The sequence below is a fragment of the Actinomadura rugatobispora genome, assembly GCF_055379765.1.
The window spans coordinates 909,625-922,779 of record NZ_AP029191.1 but is presented as its reverse complement, the minus strand read 5'-3'; the positions used below and the strand labels follow the sequence as shown (position 1 = coordinate 922,779).

Genomic DNA, 13,155 nt, shown 5'->3' with positions numbered 1-13,155 from the left:
GCTGTGATCGTGCCTGCCGGCCCGGAAGGGACCGGGCCGGCGGCACCGATCACGGAGGGAAACAGAGCATGGCTCTCAGCGGACGTACCAAGATCGGGATTGTGCTGGCGGGGGCCGCCGGGGCGGCGGCGCTCGGCCTGGGCGGCGCGGCGCTGGCCGACCCTGGCGCCCCGCCCGAGCTGCGGATCGTCAGCGGCCACGACGAGGCGCCCGGGACCACCGGCGGCCCCGGCATGACCGGCGCCTCCTGGAACGCCGGCGCGCCCGGCAAGGACTGCCCGGAGAAGCGCACCGCCACGCCCGACCCGGCGCAGGCGGCCGACGGCCGATGACGGGGTCCCGGGTCGCCGAGAGCGCGCTCGCCGAGCGGGCCCTCTTCGAGATGAAGAGGATCATCGTCGGCCAGGACCACATGATCGAGCGGATGCTGGTCGCGGTCCTGGCCGGGGGCCACTGCCTGCTGGAGGGCGTGCCGGGGGTCGCCAAGACCCTCGCCGCCGAGACGCTGGCCACCGTGGCCGGCGGCTCGTTCTCCCGCGTGCAGTTCACCCCCGACCTGGTGCCGTCGGACATCGTCGGCACCCGCGTCTACCGGCCGTCGGCCGAGTCGTTCGACATCGAGCTCGGCCCGGTGATGGCCAACGTGGTGCTGGCGGACGAGATCAACCGGGCGCCCGCCAAGGTGCAGTCGGCGCTGCTGGAGGTCATGGCGGAGCGGCAGGTCAGCATCGGCGGCCGAACGTTCCGGGTGCCCTCGCCGTTCCTGGTGCTGGCCACCCAGAACCCGATCGAGTCCGAGGGCGTCTACCAGCTGCCCGAGGCGCAGCGCGACCGGTTCCTGATGAAGATCGACGTCGGCTATCCGACGGAGGCGCAGGAGCTGGCGGTGCTCTACCGGATGAGCGTGGACCCGCCCGCGCCCGCCCCGGTGCTGGACGCCGAGCTGGTGACCGGGCTGCGGCGGGCCGCCGAGCTGGTGTTCGTGCACGACGAGGTGGCGCGGTACGCGGTGCGGCTGGTCGCGGCCACGCGGGACCCGATCGCCCACGGGGTGGACGAGATCGCCCGGCTGATCGCCTACGGCGCGGGGCCGCGGGCCACGCTGGGGCTGGTCGCGGCGGCCCGCGCGCTGGCGCTGCTGCGCGGCCGCGACTACGTGCTGCCGGGGGACGTGCGGGACCTGGCGCAGGACGTGATGGCGCACCGGCTGGTCCTGTCGTTCGACGCGCTGGCCGACGGCGTGGACGCCCGGACGATCGTGGGCCGGGTGGTGTCGGCCGTCCCCGCGCCGCGGATCGCCCCGCGCGAGGACGACCCCGGCGGCCAGGGCGGCGGCGGGCACGACGCCGGGCCCGACGCGGGCCCGGACGCCCGGCCGTACACGGGGCCGCACATGGGGCCGCACGCCCCCGGGACGGAGGCGGCGTGAGCGTCCCGAACCCGAACGCCTCCCTCGACCTGCGCGACCTCGCCCCGGAGCAGGCCCTGCGGCGGCTGGAGCTGGTCATCACGCGGCGCCTGGACGGGCTGCTGCAGGGCGATCACCTCGGGCTTCTGCCGGGCCCGGGGACCGAGGCCGCCGAGGGCCGCGAGTACCTGCCCGGCGACGACGTGCGGACCATGGACTGGAACCTCACGGCCCGCACGACGGTCCCGCACGTCCGGGACCGGATCGCCGACCGGGAACTGGAGACCTGGGCGCTGGTCGACGCGACCGCGAGCATGGACTTCGGCACCGGCCGGCTGGAGAAGCGGGACCTGGCGGTCTTCGCGGTCGCGGCGGTCGCGTTCCTCACCGAGCGCACCGGCAACCGGATCGGGGCGCAGATCGTCCACGGGGACGGGCTGCGGCACGTCCCCGCCAGGTCGGGCCGCCCGCACCTGCTGGCGCTGCTGCGCACGCTGCTGGCCGCGCCCCGCTCCCGGCCGGGCGGCGAGGAGGGCCCGACGCTGGGCGCGGCGGCCGAGCTGATGCTGCGGACGGCGTCGCGGCGGCGCGGGCTGGTCGTGGTCGTCTCCGACTTCCTCGAACCGGTGGAGTCGTGGCAGCGGCGGCTGCGGCTGCTGGCGCACCGGCACCAGCTGCTGGCCGTCGAGGTCGTCGACCCGCGCGAGCTGACGCTGCCGGACGTGGGGCTGCTGGCGGTCGTCGACCCCGAGACGGGCCGGCGCCGCGAGATCTCCACCGCGAACCCGCGGCTGCGGCGCCGGTACGCGGAGGCGGCGGCGGAGCAGCGCGCGGAGATCGGGGCGGCGCTGCGCCGGGCGGGCGCGGCCCATCTGCGGCTGCGCACCGACGGCGACTGGATGCGGGACGTCGTCGAGCACGTCCTGTCCCGGCGCCGCGCCGCCACCGCCGCGCCCGCGCCCGCAGGGGGGAGGGGACATGGACTTCCTGGCGCCTAGCCGGCTGCTGCTGCTGACCGTGCCCCTGCTCCTGGTCGGCCTGTACGTCGCCGTGCAGGTGCGGCGGGGGCGGTACGCGGTCCGCTTCACCAACCTGGCCCTGCTGGAGAAGGTCGCCCCGGTCACGCCGGGCTGGCGGCGGCACGTCCCGGCGGCGGCGTTCCTGCTGATGATGGGGTTGTTCGTCACCGGGTTCGCGCGTCCGGCGGCCGATGTGCGGGTGCCGCGCGAACAGGCCACGATCATGGTGGCGGTGGACGTGTCCCACTCGATGGAGGCCACCGACGTCGAGCCCGACCGGCTCACCGCGGCCAAGCGGGCGGCCGGGACGTTCCTGGACCGGCTGCCGGCGCGGTTCAACGTGGGCCTGGTGGCGTTCTCCGGGACGGCCGCGGTCACGGTCCCGCCGACCACCGACCGGCGCGAGATGCGGGCCGGGATCGACCGGCTGACGCTGGGCCCGCGCACCGCGATCGGCGAGGGCGTGATCGCCTCGCTGGAGTCCATCGCCTCCTTCGGCGCCCAGTACGGCGAGAACGCCCCGCCGGGATGGGTCGTGCTGCTGTCGGACGGCACCAACACCTCCGGCCGCAGCCCGGAGGAGGCCGCCCAGCGCGCGACGCGGGCGCGGATCCCCGTCTCGACCATCGCGTACGGGACACCGGAGGGGATCTTCTACCAGAACGGGGCCGCGGTGCCGGTCCCGGTGGACGGGCCGTCGCTGGAACGGCTCGCGCAGGAGACCGGCGGCCGCTTCTACGAGGCCGCCTCCGGCGACGAGCTGCGCCAGGTCTACGAGGACATCGGCAGCAGCGTCGGCTACCGCACCGAGCGCCGCGAGGTGTGGGGGTGGTTCATCGCGGCCGGGCTGCTGCTGGCCTGCGCCACCGCCGGGGCCTCGCTGCTGTGGTTCTCGCGACTGCCCTAGGGGCTGGGGGAATTCGATGAGTCAGAGTTCGACAGGCTACGGATCCGTCGGGTCGCCCGAGGACGACCCCAGGTACGGCCTGGGGGAGCCGCGCGGGCCCGACTTCCAGTCCGCGCCGCCGCCGCAGGGATGGGCTTCGGGCCCGGTGCCCTCTGCCCCGTGGACGGCACCGGTCGTCCTGCCCGGCCGGCCCGCGGCCCCTGGGGCGCGGCGCGGGCGGCCCGCGCGGCTCCTCGTCGCGGCGGTCCTCGCCGCGGCGCTGGCCGGCGGCCTCGCCGGCGCCGCGGCCGGGTGGGCGACCGGCGACCGGGCCGCGGCGCCGCTCGCGCAGTCGACCGCGGGCCCGGCCAACGGCCCCGGCGACCTCAGCGACGTCGCGGCGCGCGTGCAGCCCAGCGTCGTGTCGGTCGAGGTCCGGACCGGGTCGGGGCGCGGCGGTGGGTCCGGCTTCGTCATCGACCGGTCCGGCCACATCCTGACCAACGCGCACGTCGTGGAGGGCGCGGGCCAGGTCGACGTGGTGCTGTCGGACCGGCGCCGCCTCTCGGCCCGGGTGCTGGGCGCGCTGCCCGACCAGGACCTCGCGGTACTGTCGATCAGCCCGTCCGACAGCCCGTCGCCGCTGGTCTTCGGCCGGTCCGCGGACGTGCGGGTGGGAGACCCGGTGATGGCGCTGGGCTCCCCGCTCGGGCTGGCCGGGACGGTCACCGGCGGGATCGTCAGCGCGCTCGACCGGGAGGTCCGGCTGGGCGACGGCGGGCGCCGCACCGCGCTGCAGACCGACGCGTCCATCAACCCCGGCAACTCCGGCGGCCCGCTGGTGAACGCGCGCGGCGAGGTCGTCGGCGTCAACACCGCGATCGCGACGCTGAGCCGGGGCGGCGGGGGCGGCTCCATCGGCATCGGGTTCGCCATCCCGGTGGACCGGGCCGTGGACGGCGCCGAGCGGATCATCCGCTGACCGGCGGCGGGCGTCCGGGCTGAGAAGATACGAGCAGGCGAAGAGGGAGGTAACGGGCGCATGAGGGTTCTCGTGGTCGAGGACGAGGAGGACCTCGCCGAGGCGCTCCGGTACGGGCTGGTCCGCGCCGACTACGCGGTCGACGTCGCCTACGACGTGGCCCAGGCGTCGGAGAAGCTCTACGCGGCCTCCTACGACCTGATGATCCTCGACCTCAACCTGCCGGACGGGGACGGCTTCGACCTGTGCCGCTCCCTCCGGGGTGGCGAGCTGGACGGGGAGAGCGGCCCCGGCCTGCGGATCCTGATGCTCACCGCGCGGGACCGCCTGGCCGACCGCGTGCACGGCCTCGACCTGGGCGCCGACGACTACCTGGTCAAGCCGTTCGCCTTCCCCGAACTGCTGGCCCGGGTCCGCGCCCTGCTGCGCCGCGACACCGGCCCCGCCGCCTCGGCGGTCTGGGAGGTCGGCGCGCTGCGGCTGGACACGGGACGGCACGAGGTCTTCCGCGGCGGGCGGCGGCTGCAGCTGACGCCCAAGGAGTTCGCGGTGCTGCGCTACCTGATGAGCCGCCCCGGGCAGGTGGTGTCGTCGGAGGATCTGCTGGAGCACGTCTGGGACGAGCACGCCGACCCGTTCACCAACACCGTCCGGGTCACCATCGGGACGCTGCGCCGCAAGCTGACCGTGGAGCCGGAGGAGCAGCTGATCGAGACCGTCGTGCGGCAGGGCTACCGGCTCAGGGACCCGGGGAGCGAATCCGAGCCCGCGTCCACCACGTCCGCCGCCACGTCCGCCACCACGTCCACCACCACGGGCGCCCCCGCGGGGCGAGCACGAGAGATGACCGACTGATCATGCGTCCGCGCCTCCGCCTCCGCCCGCCCGGGTTCGTCCAGTCGATCCGGTTCCGGCTGACGGTGATGTACTCCACCCTGCTGTTCGTCCTCACGGCGGCGGTGCTCGGCGGCATCTACCTCGCGGTCGACGCCAGCACCGACGCCGAGCCGATCACCAGCACGATGCGCGCCGGCAAGTACCACCAGGGCTCGCTGGTCCCGTACGCCGAGGTGGAGGTCGTCAAGGTCCAGCAGGTGGAGCGGGCCGTCAACTACGAGACCCAGCAGGCCCTCAAGCGCTACTCGCTGCTGATGCTGGGCGGGATGTTCGTCGCCAGCCTCGGCATCGGCTGGGTGCTGTCGGGCCGGGCGCTCAAACCGGTCCGCGCGATCGCCCGCGCCGCCGAGGAGATCCAGGCCACCGACCTGTCCCGGCGGATCCGGCTGGAGGGGCCCAAGGACGAGCTGCGCTACCTGGCCGACACCGTCGACTCGATGCTCGACCGGCTGGACGAGGCGTTCGGCGCGCAGCGGCAGCTCATCGACGACGCCTCGCACGAACTGCGGAGCCCCCTGGCCATCATCCGGGCCAACCTGGACACCGTCCTGACCGCGCCGGACGCCGAGGACGCCGACCGGCGCCGCGCCGTCCAGGTCGTCGACCGCGCCACCACCCGCATGACCCGGCTGGTGGAGGACCTGCTGGCCACCGCCCGCCGCTCCGCGCCCGCCTTCCACGACACCGACGTCGACCTGTCGGTGGTGGCCCGGGAGGCGGCCGAGGAGTTCGACTCGCTGGCCGCCGCCCGCCGCCTCACCATCGACCGCGACCTGCGCCGCGGCCTCACCCTCATCGGCGACCACGACGCGCTGCGCCGCGCGGTGGGCAACCTGCTGTCCAACGCGGTGCGGCTGGCCCCGGCCGGATCCGCGATCACGGTGGCGGCCGACCGGTCCGGCGGCTGGCAGTGGGTCGCGGTCAAGGACTCCGGGCCCGGCATCGGCCCGGACGAGCAGGAGCGGGTGTTCGACCGGTTCTGGCGCGGCTCGGACGCCCGCCGCTCCCGGGACCGCCGCACCGGGCTGGGCCTGGCGATCGTCCGGCACATCGTGGAGGCGCACGGCGGCCACGTCAGGCTGTTCTCCACCCCGGACGTCGGCAGCACGTTCGTCCTGTGGCTCCCGGTGGCCTCCGGCGGCGCCGCCGTCCCGCAGGCCCCGCCCGACCTCGACCCGATGGAGGGCAGGGCGGCCGCGCGGGCCCGGGGCGGCTGACCGGGAGGCGAGGGTGGCCGGGCGTTCGGCGGGCCGTCATCGCGCTGACACGGGCGCGTCACACCCCTGTGAGGAAATGGGGGCCGCACCGCCGTGTCCCCTGCGGGACCGGCCGCCCCGCACCCCCGACCCGCCCGCACCTTCGGAGGGCCCGCATGCGCGAGCAGACCTTCCCTTACGACCACCGCGTCCTGGCCGGTTTCCCGGGCGCCCGGTCGTACGAGCGCACCCCGGAACAGATCACCTACCTGGCCGAGCGCGCCGGGCTGCCGTGCCTGCTGGTCGTCCCGATCGCCGGGAATGACGGACCGCTCACGGTAACCGTTCTAGTATTCGAGGACGAACGCGAGCGCGGTGCCTACCTGGCCGCCCGTGATCGGACCGCTTCCGCCGCCACCTGAGCCTCCGTGGCGGGTGCGGTTTTCCGCAGGGGAGGATTGCGGCGCGTACCCGGGTACGCCGGTGGTCGTCTCCATGGTGAACAGGCTCACCACTCCATAACGTATGCATATGATCACGACTCTGACGGCGGCCGCCGCGGCGAACGGCGGGGACGCACCCGCCGGGGGGATCGCGGGCTGGGCCACCGACCTCATGGAAAGCCTCGGCGCGATCGGGGCGGGCCTCGCCATCGCCCTGGAGAACATCTTCCCTCCGCTGCCGAGCGAGGTGATCCTGCCGCTGGCCGGGTTCACCGCCGCGCAGGGCAAGATGAACCTGGCCGCGGCACTGATCTTCACCACGCTCGGTTCGGTGGTCGGCGCGCTGGCGCTGTACGGGATCGGCGCGGTCATCGGCCGTGACCGGATCCGCCGGATCGTGGACAAGATGCCGCTGATCAAGCTGTCGGACCTGGACAAGACCGAGGCCTGGTTCGCCAAGCACGGCACCAAGGCGGTGTTCTTCGGCCGGATGATCCCGATCTTCCGGAGCCTGATCTCGGTTCCGGCGGGCGTGGAGCGGATGCCGCTGCCGGTCTTCCTGCTGTTCACCACGCTGGGCAGCCTGATCTGGAACACCGTGTTCGTGATGCTCGGGTACGGGCTCGGCGACCAGTGGCACAAGGTCGAGGAGTACGTCGGCGTCTACTCCAAGGGCGTCCTGGCGGTGGCGGCCGTGGCGGTGGTGGTCTTCATCGTGCTGCGCGTCGTGAAGTCGCGCCGCAAGAACGGGACGGGCGCCCCCGACCAGGAGGCCGATGAGCAGCCTCCCTACGGCCAGCAGCAGTTCGGCCAGCAGCCGCAGCAGCAGGGCCACGGCGGGCAGGGCTACGGCCAGCAGCAGGCTTACGGCCAGCAGCCCCAGCAACCGCAGCAGCCCCAGCAGGGCTATGGCCAGCAGCAGCCTCAACAGGGCTATGGGCAGCAACCGCAGCAGCCCCAGCAGGGTTACGGGCAGCAGCCGCCCCGGGGCTACGGCCAGCAGCCCCAGTACCCCCAGCAGGGGCAGTACCCGCAGCAGGGGCCGGGGCACCAGCCCCAGCAGCAGGGGTACGGCCACTACGGCAACTGAAACGCAGAGGGCGACCGGAGCGGACGGCCTCGGGCGGGGGCGGTCGTGAAGCCGGAACGCGGTGGCCTGGCCGCGCGCCTGGTGAGGGCGCCGGCCGGGCTGACGCTGGGAGCGGTCAGCGCGGGCGTGGAAGCGGTGCTGCTGGCGCTGGCGGCGCTGTTCATGGCGTACGCGTTCGCGTTCTCGCGGGGCCGCCGCGCCGTCCCGGGCGTGGTCGCGGCGGGGGCGCTGGCGGGCGCGCGCTGGGAGCGCAGGAGGCTGGCGGCGTTCTTCGGCCATGACGAGCCGGCCGAGTACGGCCCGCTGCGCGCGCTGGCCTACCTGGTGCTGCGGGTCCCGCTGGGGCTGCTCGGCGGGGCGATCCTCGTCCTGACCGCCTACGGGGCGGTCGTGGGGGTGGCGCTTGCGGGCAGCTGGTGGATCACCGGCCGGTACCTGGACGGCATCCCGCCCGAGCCGTGGATCGTCTTCTACGTCGCGGCCCTGGGGGCGATCCTGCTGTTCATCGCGGTGCAGGGACTGGCGGGGGTGGTGGCGCTGGAGCGGAAGGTGGCGCGGCGCTGCCTGGGCCCGAGCCCGCTGGCCCAGTACGAGCGCCGCATCGCCGAACTGGCGGCGTCCCGGGCCGAGGTCGTCGACGCGGTGGACGACGAGCGCCGCCGCATCGAGCGGGACCTGCACGACGGCGTCCAGCAGCGGCTGGTGGCGCTGGGCATGCTGATCGGCCGGGCGCGGCGCGCCGGGGACGCGGAACGGTCCCGGGAGCTGCTGCGGCAGGCGCACGAGGAGTCGCAGCGGGCGCTGGAGGACCTGCGCGAGGTCACCTGGCGGGTCTACCCGGCCGCGCTGGACGGCGAGGGGCTGCGGGCGGCGCTCGAGACGGTGGCCGAGCGGTCCCCGCTGCCGGTGACGATCGACTACGAGCCGACCGGGCGGCCCCCGCACGCGGTGGAGACCGCCGCGTACTTCGTGGTCTGCGAGGCCGTGACCAACGCGGCCAAGCACTCGGGGGCCACCCGCGTCGCCGTCCAGGTCGCCGAGACCGAGACCGAGATGGAGTCCGGGACCGCGGGCGGCGAAGGGGGAAGGGTGATCGGGGTGCGGATCGAGGACGACGGCCGCGGCGGGGCCGACCCCGCCGGCGGCGGGCTGGCCGGGCTGGCCCGGCGGGTGGCGGCCCTGGACGGGGCGTTCCGGGTGGACAGCCCGCCGGGCGGGCCGACGGTGATCGGGGCGGAGTTCCCGTGCGGGTGATCCTGGCGGAGGACTCCACGCTGCTGCGGGAGGGCCTGATCCGGCTGCTGGCCGAGGAGGGCCACGAGGTCCTGGCGGCCGTCGGCGACGCCGAGGCGCTGCTGGCGGCGGTGCTGGAGGACGGCCTGGCGCCCGACGTGGTGGTCGTGGACGTGCGGATGCCGCCCACGCACACCGACGAGGGGTTGCGGGCGGCGCTGGAGATCCGGCGGCGCCGCCCGGGGATCGGCGTGCTGGTGCTGTCGCAGTACGTGGAGAAGCGCTACGCCACCGAGCTGATCACGGCCGACACCACCGGGGTGGGCTACCTGCTGAAGGACCGGGTGGCGCAGGTCGACGAGTTCCTGGACGCCCTGGACCGGGTGGGGGCGGGCGGCGCCGCGTTCGACCCGGAGGTGGTGCGGCAGCTGCTGACGCGCAGCTCGCACGCCGATCCGCTGAGCCGGCTGACGCCCCGCGAGCGCGACGTCCTGGGGCACATGGCGCAGGGCCGGACCAACGCGGCGATCGCCGAGCAGCTGTACATCTCGCAGAGCGCGGTGGAGAAGCACGCCAACGCGATCTTCGACAAGCTGGATCTGTCGCACGCGGCCGGCTACAGCCGCCGCGTGCTGGCAGTCCTCCGCTATCTGGGCTCCTGAGGGCTCCCGAAGCGCCCCTCCGGCCGAACGCGCAGCCGTTCTCGGCAATGCGTTTTCACTGAGCGGAAGGCGCGGATTGCCGCAGCCGGTGATTCATGTCACGGTGAGTGGTGAAACGGGGGGCGTACCGGCGGGCGCGGAGGCCACCATGGCGAAGCGTGAGAAGCTCATCGACCCGGGCAACTGGGCGAGCCTGAAGCCGTTCGGGATCGGCGAGAACCGGCCCAACAACTACGCCGAGCTGTGGCGCGCGGCCAAGGAGAACCGCGGCCGGCTGCGGTACGCGTGGCGGATCCTCAGGCAGGGCACCTGCGACGGCTGCGCGCTGGGCACCAAGGGCATGCACGACTGGACGATGGACGAGATCCATCTGTGCAACATCCGGCTGCGGCTGCTGCGGCTCAACACCATGCCCGCGCTCGACCCGGCGCTGCTCGCCGACGCCGCGGCGCTGTCCCGCAAGAGCGGCGCGGAGCTGCGCGAGCTGGGCCGCCTCCCGTACCCGATGGTCCGCCGCCGCGGCGAGCCCGGCTTCACCCGGATCGGGTGGGAGGAGGCGCTCGACCTGGCGGGCGGCGCGCTGCGCGAGGCGGCGCCCGGGAGGTTCGGCTTCTACATGACCAGCCGCGGCGAGCCGAACGAGAACTACTTCGCCGCGCAGAAGGCGGTGCGCGCGCTCGGCTCCAACTCCATCGACAACGCCGCGCGCGTCTGCCACTCGCCGAGCACGGTCATGCTCAAGGAGACGCTCGGGGTGGCGGCGACGACCTGCTCCTACGAGGACTGGATCGGCACCGACCTGATCGTCTTCATCGGCTCGAACGTGGCCAACAACCAGCCCGTCGCGATGAAGTACCTCTACCACGCCAAGAAGGCCGGCACCCGCATCGCGGTGGTCAACCCGTACCGCGAGCCGGGCATGGAGAAGTACTGGGTGCCCTCCAACGTCGAGAGCGCGGTGTTCGGCACCCGGATCGCCGACGCGTACTTCCAGATCCACACGGGCGGCGACGTGGCGTTCCTGACCGGCGTGCTCAAGCACCTGGTGGAGCGCGGCTGGGCGGACGAGTCGTTCGTCGCCGACCACACCACCGGCTTCGGCGAGACCCGCGACCTGCTCGGCAGGCTGTCGTGGGAGGAGCTGGAGACCGGCTGCGGCCTGGACTCGGCGGAGATGCTGCGGCTGGCGACGATGATCGGGCAGGCGCGCGGTGCGGTGTTCGTGTGGAGCATGGGCATCACCCAGCACGAGTTCGGCGAGGACAACGTCCGTGCGATCGTCAACCTGGGCCTGTCCAAGGGCTTCGTGGGCCGCGAGGGCTGCGGGCTGATGCCGATCCGCGGCCACTCGGGCGTGCAGGGCGGCGCCGAGATGGGCGCGTACGCGACGGTGCTGCCCGGCGGCAGCCCGCTCGCCGACGCGGCGCGCTTCTCGGAGCTGTGGGGCTTCGAGGTGCCCACGGCCAAGGGGCGGACCGCCCCCGAGATGATCGACGCGGCCCACGACGGCGAGCTGGACGTGCTGGTCAGCTCCGGCGGCAACTTCCTGGAGGTGCTGCCCGACCCCGCGTACACCCGCGCCGCGCTCTCCCGCGCACGGCTGCGCGTGCACATCGACATCTGCGTGTCCGGCCAGATGCTGGTCGACCCCGCCGAGACCGTGCTGCTGCTGCCCGCGCAGACCCGGTACGAGATGGTCGGCGGCGTCACCGAGACCTCCACCGAACGCCGCGTCATCTTCAGCCCCGAGGTCGAGGGCCCGCGGATCGAGGGGGCCTGGCCGGAGTGGAGGATCTTCACCGAGCTGGCGGCGCGGGCCCGTCCCGAGATCGCGGACAAGGTGCGCTACGAGGGGACTCCGCAGATCCGCGCCGAGATCGCCGCGGCCGCGCCCGCCTACGACGGCATCCAGAACCTGGCGCGCTTCGGCGACCAGTTCCAGTACGGCGGGCCGCGCCTGTGCGCCGGCTGGACGTTCCCGACGCCCGACGGCAAGGCCCGTTTCAGCGCCGTCAGCCCGCCGCCGCTCCGGCGCGCCGACGGCTCGTACACGGTGGCCACCCGGCGCGGCAAGCAGTTCAACTCCATGGTGCACGAGCGCAAGGACTCCCTGACCGGGGCCGTGCGCGACGCCGTCCTGATGAACCCCGCCGACGCCGACCGGGAGGGGTACTCCGACGGCGACCCGGTGGTGCTGAGCAGCGCGACCGGGGAGATGCGCGGCCGGGTGCTGCGCGCCCCGATCGCCCCCGGAAACCTGCAGGTCCACTGGCCGGAGGGCGAGGTCCTGCTGGACCGCTCCCGCCGCTCTCCGCAGGCCGGCATCCCCGACTACAAGAGCGCCGAGGTGATGATCAAGCACCCGAGCGACTGACCGGCGCCGGGCGCCGGGGGAGGGGGGCCGTACGGCCGTCCGCCCGGCCCCCGCCGGGGAGCGGCGGGAACCGGGCGGTTCCGTTAGTCCGGGCGGTCGTCGCGGGGCCGGCCCGCGGCGCCGCCCGGTGCCGGTTGCCTGCCGGTGCCGTGCGGCCCGGCGGCGTCGGGCGGCGTTCAGGAGGCGTCAGGCGGCGCGGCCCCGCGGCCTGCGGCTGCGCCTGGCCGGCGCCGCGCCGCCACCGCCGATCAGGCGGGACAGCACGCGGAAGGGCAGGGTGATGACGTTGACGATGGTCGCGATCACGGCCTGAAGCGCGGCGGCGATGCGTCGCATCCTTCTCAACTCCTCGTCTGTCGTGTTCGCGGTTCTTCGTGGTCGTTCGAGGTCTCCCTCACGCCGACTTCTACCCCGGGTCACGTTTCTACACATCGACGAAGATTTTCGGTGGCTTCCCGGGGTCAGGCGTACTGGAGGTCGGCCCTGGTGATCAGCCCGCGGGCGAGGGTGAAGTCGTAGTGGGCGCGCCAACCCGGCGAGCCGGACGGGGCCCAGTGGACCAGCAGCCGCTGCCCGTCCGGCCGGCGCTCGGCGATGGACAGCACGCGCAGCGCGCCGCCGATGACCTCGTCGCGCGCCCAGGCGCGGATGGCCTCGCGACCGGAGATCGTGCGCGAGACGTCGACGATCCGCGCGTCCGATGCGAAGGCCGCCGCCAGCGCGTCCAGGTCGCGCGCGCCGACGGCCGCGACGTACGCGCCGATCGCGGGGTCGACGCCCGCGACGGCCGGCGAGCCCGTCGTCCCCGGGCCCGCGCTCCCGCCGGGGGACGGGGCGGACGCGGGGCGGGCGCCCTCCTCGGCGCCGCCGCCGCATCCGCCCGCGAGCATCCCCGCCGCGAGGACCAGGGGCAGGACGGCGACCGGGCCCGGACGGGCCGGAAATAGAGGCATGTGTCCACGTTC

General features: G+C 74.5%; 13 protein-coding genes and 1 pseudogene. 12 read left to right on the top strand and 2 right to left on the bottom strand.

Features of this window, described 5'->3' with window-relative positions:
* Positions 1–68 precede the first annotated feature (68 nt).
* The 12 genes and pseudogenes from ACZ466_RS03695 (at position 69) to ACZ466_RS03640 (ending at position 12,190) form a co-directional block, all read left to right on the top strand.
* Positions 69–332, top strand: a complete 264-nt coding sequence (locus ACZ466_RS03695; RefSeq protein WP_378293334.1) for a hypothetical protein — start codon at positions 69–71, stop codon at positions 330–332.
* Positions 329–1,429, top strand: coding sequence for an AAA family ATPase (locus tag ACZ466_RS03690; RefSeq protein ID WP_378293332.1), 1,101 nt, complete (start codon positions 329–331; stop codon positions 1,427–1,429). The genes ACZ466_RS03695 and ACZ466_RS03690 overlap by 4 nt, the downstream gene beginning before the upstream one ends.
* Positions 1,426–2,406 carry a DUF58 domain-containing protein gene (locus ACZ466_RS03685; protein WP_378293330.1) on the top strand — a complete coding sequence of 327 codons (981 nt, stop codon included), beginning with the start codon at positions 1,426–1,428 and terminating at the stop codon, positions 2,404–2,406. The genes ACZ466_RS03690 and ACZ466_RS03685 overlap by 4 nt, the downstream gene beginning before the upstream one ends.
* A complete protein-coding gene (locus tag ACZ466_RS03680; RefSeq protein ID WP_378293328.1) occupies positions 2,387–3,334 on the top strand; it encodes a VWA domain-containing protein in 948 nt (315 codons plus the stop codon). Before ACZ466_RS03685 ends, ACZ466_RS03680 begins: the two co-directional genes overlap by 20 nt.
* Before the next feature lie 16 nt (positions 3,335–3,350).
* A complete protein-coding gene (locus ACZ466_RS03675) occupies positions 3,351–4,295 on the top strand; it encodes a S1C family serine protease (RefSeq protein ID WP_464042826.1) in 945 nt (314 codons plus the stop codon).
* Positions 4,296–4,355: 60 nt separating this feature from the next.
* A pseudogene (locus ACZ466_RS03670) lies at positions 4,356–5,036 on the top strand (response regulator transcription factor); the annotation flags it as partial.
* Positions 5,037–5,152: 116 nt separating this feature from the next.
* Complete coding sequence (locus ACZ466_RS03665) at positions 5,153–6,409, top strand: sensor histidine kinase (RefSeq protein WP_378283380.1); 1,257 nt, start codon at positions 5,153–5,155, stop codon at positions 6,407–6,409.
* Between the two features lie 155 nt (positions 6,410–6,564).
* The gene (locus ACZ466_RS03660; protein WP_378283381.1) at positions 6,565–6,810 is read left to right on the top strand and encodes a hypothetical protein; all 246 of its coding nucleotides are present in this window, start codon (positions 6,565–6,567) and stop codon (positions 6,808–6,810) included.
* Between the two features lie 109 nt (positions 6,811–6,919).
* Positions 6,920–7,921 (top strand): DedA family protein, encoded by a 1,002-nt coding sequence (locus ACZ466_RS03655; protein ID WP_378283382.1) that lies wholly within the window; start codon positions 6,920–6,922, stop codon positions 7,919–7,921.
* 45 nt (positions 7,922–7,966) lie between these two features.
* Positions 7,967–9,175, top strand: coding sequence for a sensor histidine kinase (locus ACZ466_RS03650; RefSeq protein ID WP_378283383.1), 1,209 nt, complete (start codon positions 7,967–7,969; stop codon positions 9,173–9,175).
* On the top strand, positions 9,166–9,816 hold the full coding sequence (locus ACZ466_RS03645) for a response regulator (protein WP_378283384.1): 651 nt from the start codon (positions 9,166–9,168) through the stop codon (positions 9,814–9,816). Before ACZ466_RS03650 ends, ACZ466_RS03645 begins: the two co-directional genes overlap by 10 nt.
* A 148-nt stretch (positions 9,817–9,964) precedes the next feature.
* On the top strand, positions 9,965–12,190 hold the full coding sequence (locus tag ACZ466_RS03640; RefSeq protein WP_378283385.1) for an FdhF/YdeP family oxidoreductase: 2,226 nt from the start codon (positions 9,965–9,967) through the stop codon (positions 12,188–12,190).
* 186 nt (positions 12,191–12,376) lie between these two features.
* Here the strand turns inward: ACZ466_RS03640 and ACZ466_RS03635 are convergent, their stop codons facing one another.
* Both ACZ466_RS03635 and ACZ466_RS03630 read right to left on the bottom strand, forming a co-directional pair.
* Positions 12,377–12,526, bottom strand: a complete 150-nt coding sequence (locus tag ACZ466_RS03635) for an LPFR motif small protein (RefSeq protein ID WP_378283386.1) — start codon at positions 12,524–12,526, stop codon at positions 12,377–12,379.
* 125 nt (positions 12,527–12,651) lie between these two features.
* Positions 12,652–13,143: a nuclear transport factor 2 family protein gene (locus ACZ466_RS03630; RefSeq protein WP_378283387.1), complete on the bottom strand. Its 492-nt coding sequence runs from the start codon at positions 13,141–13,143 to the stop codon at positions 12,652–12,654.
* Between the last annotated feature and the right edge of the window lie 12 nt (positions 13,144–13,155).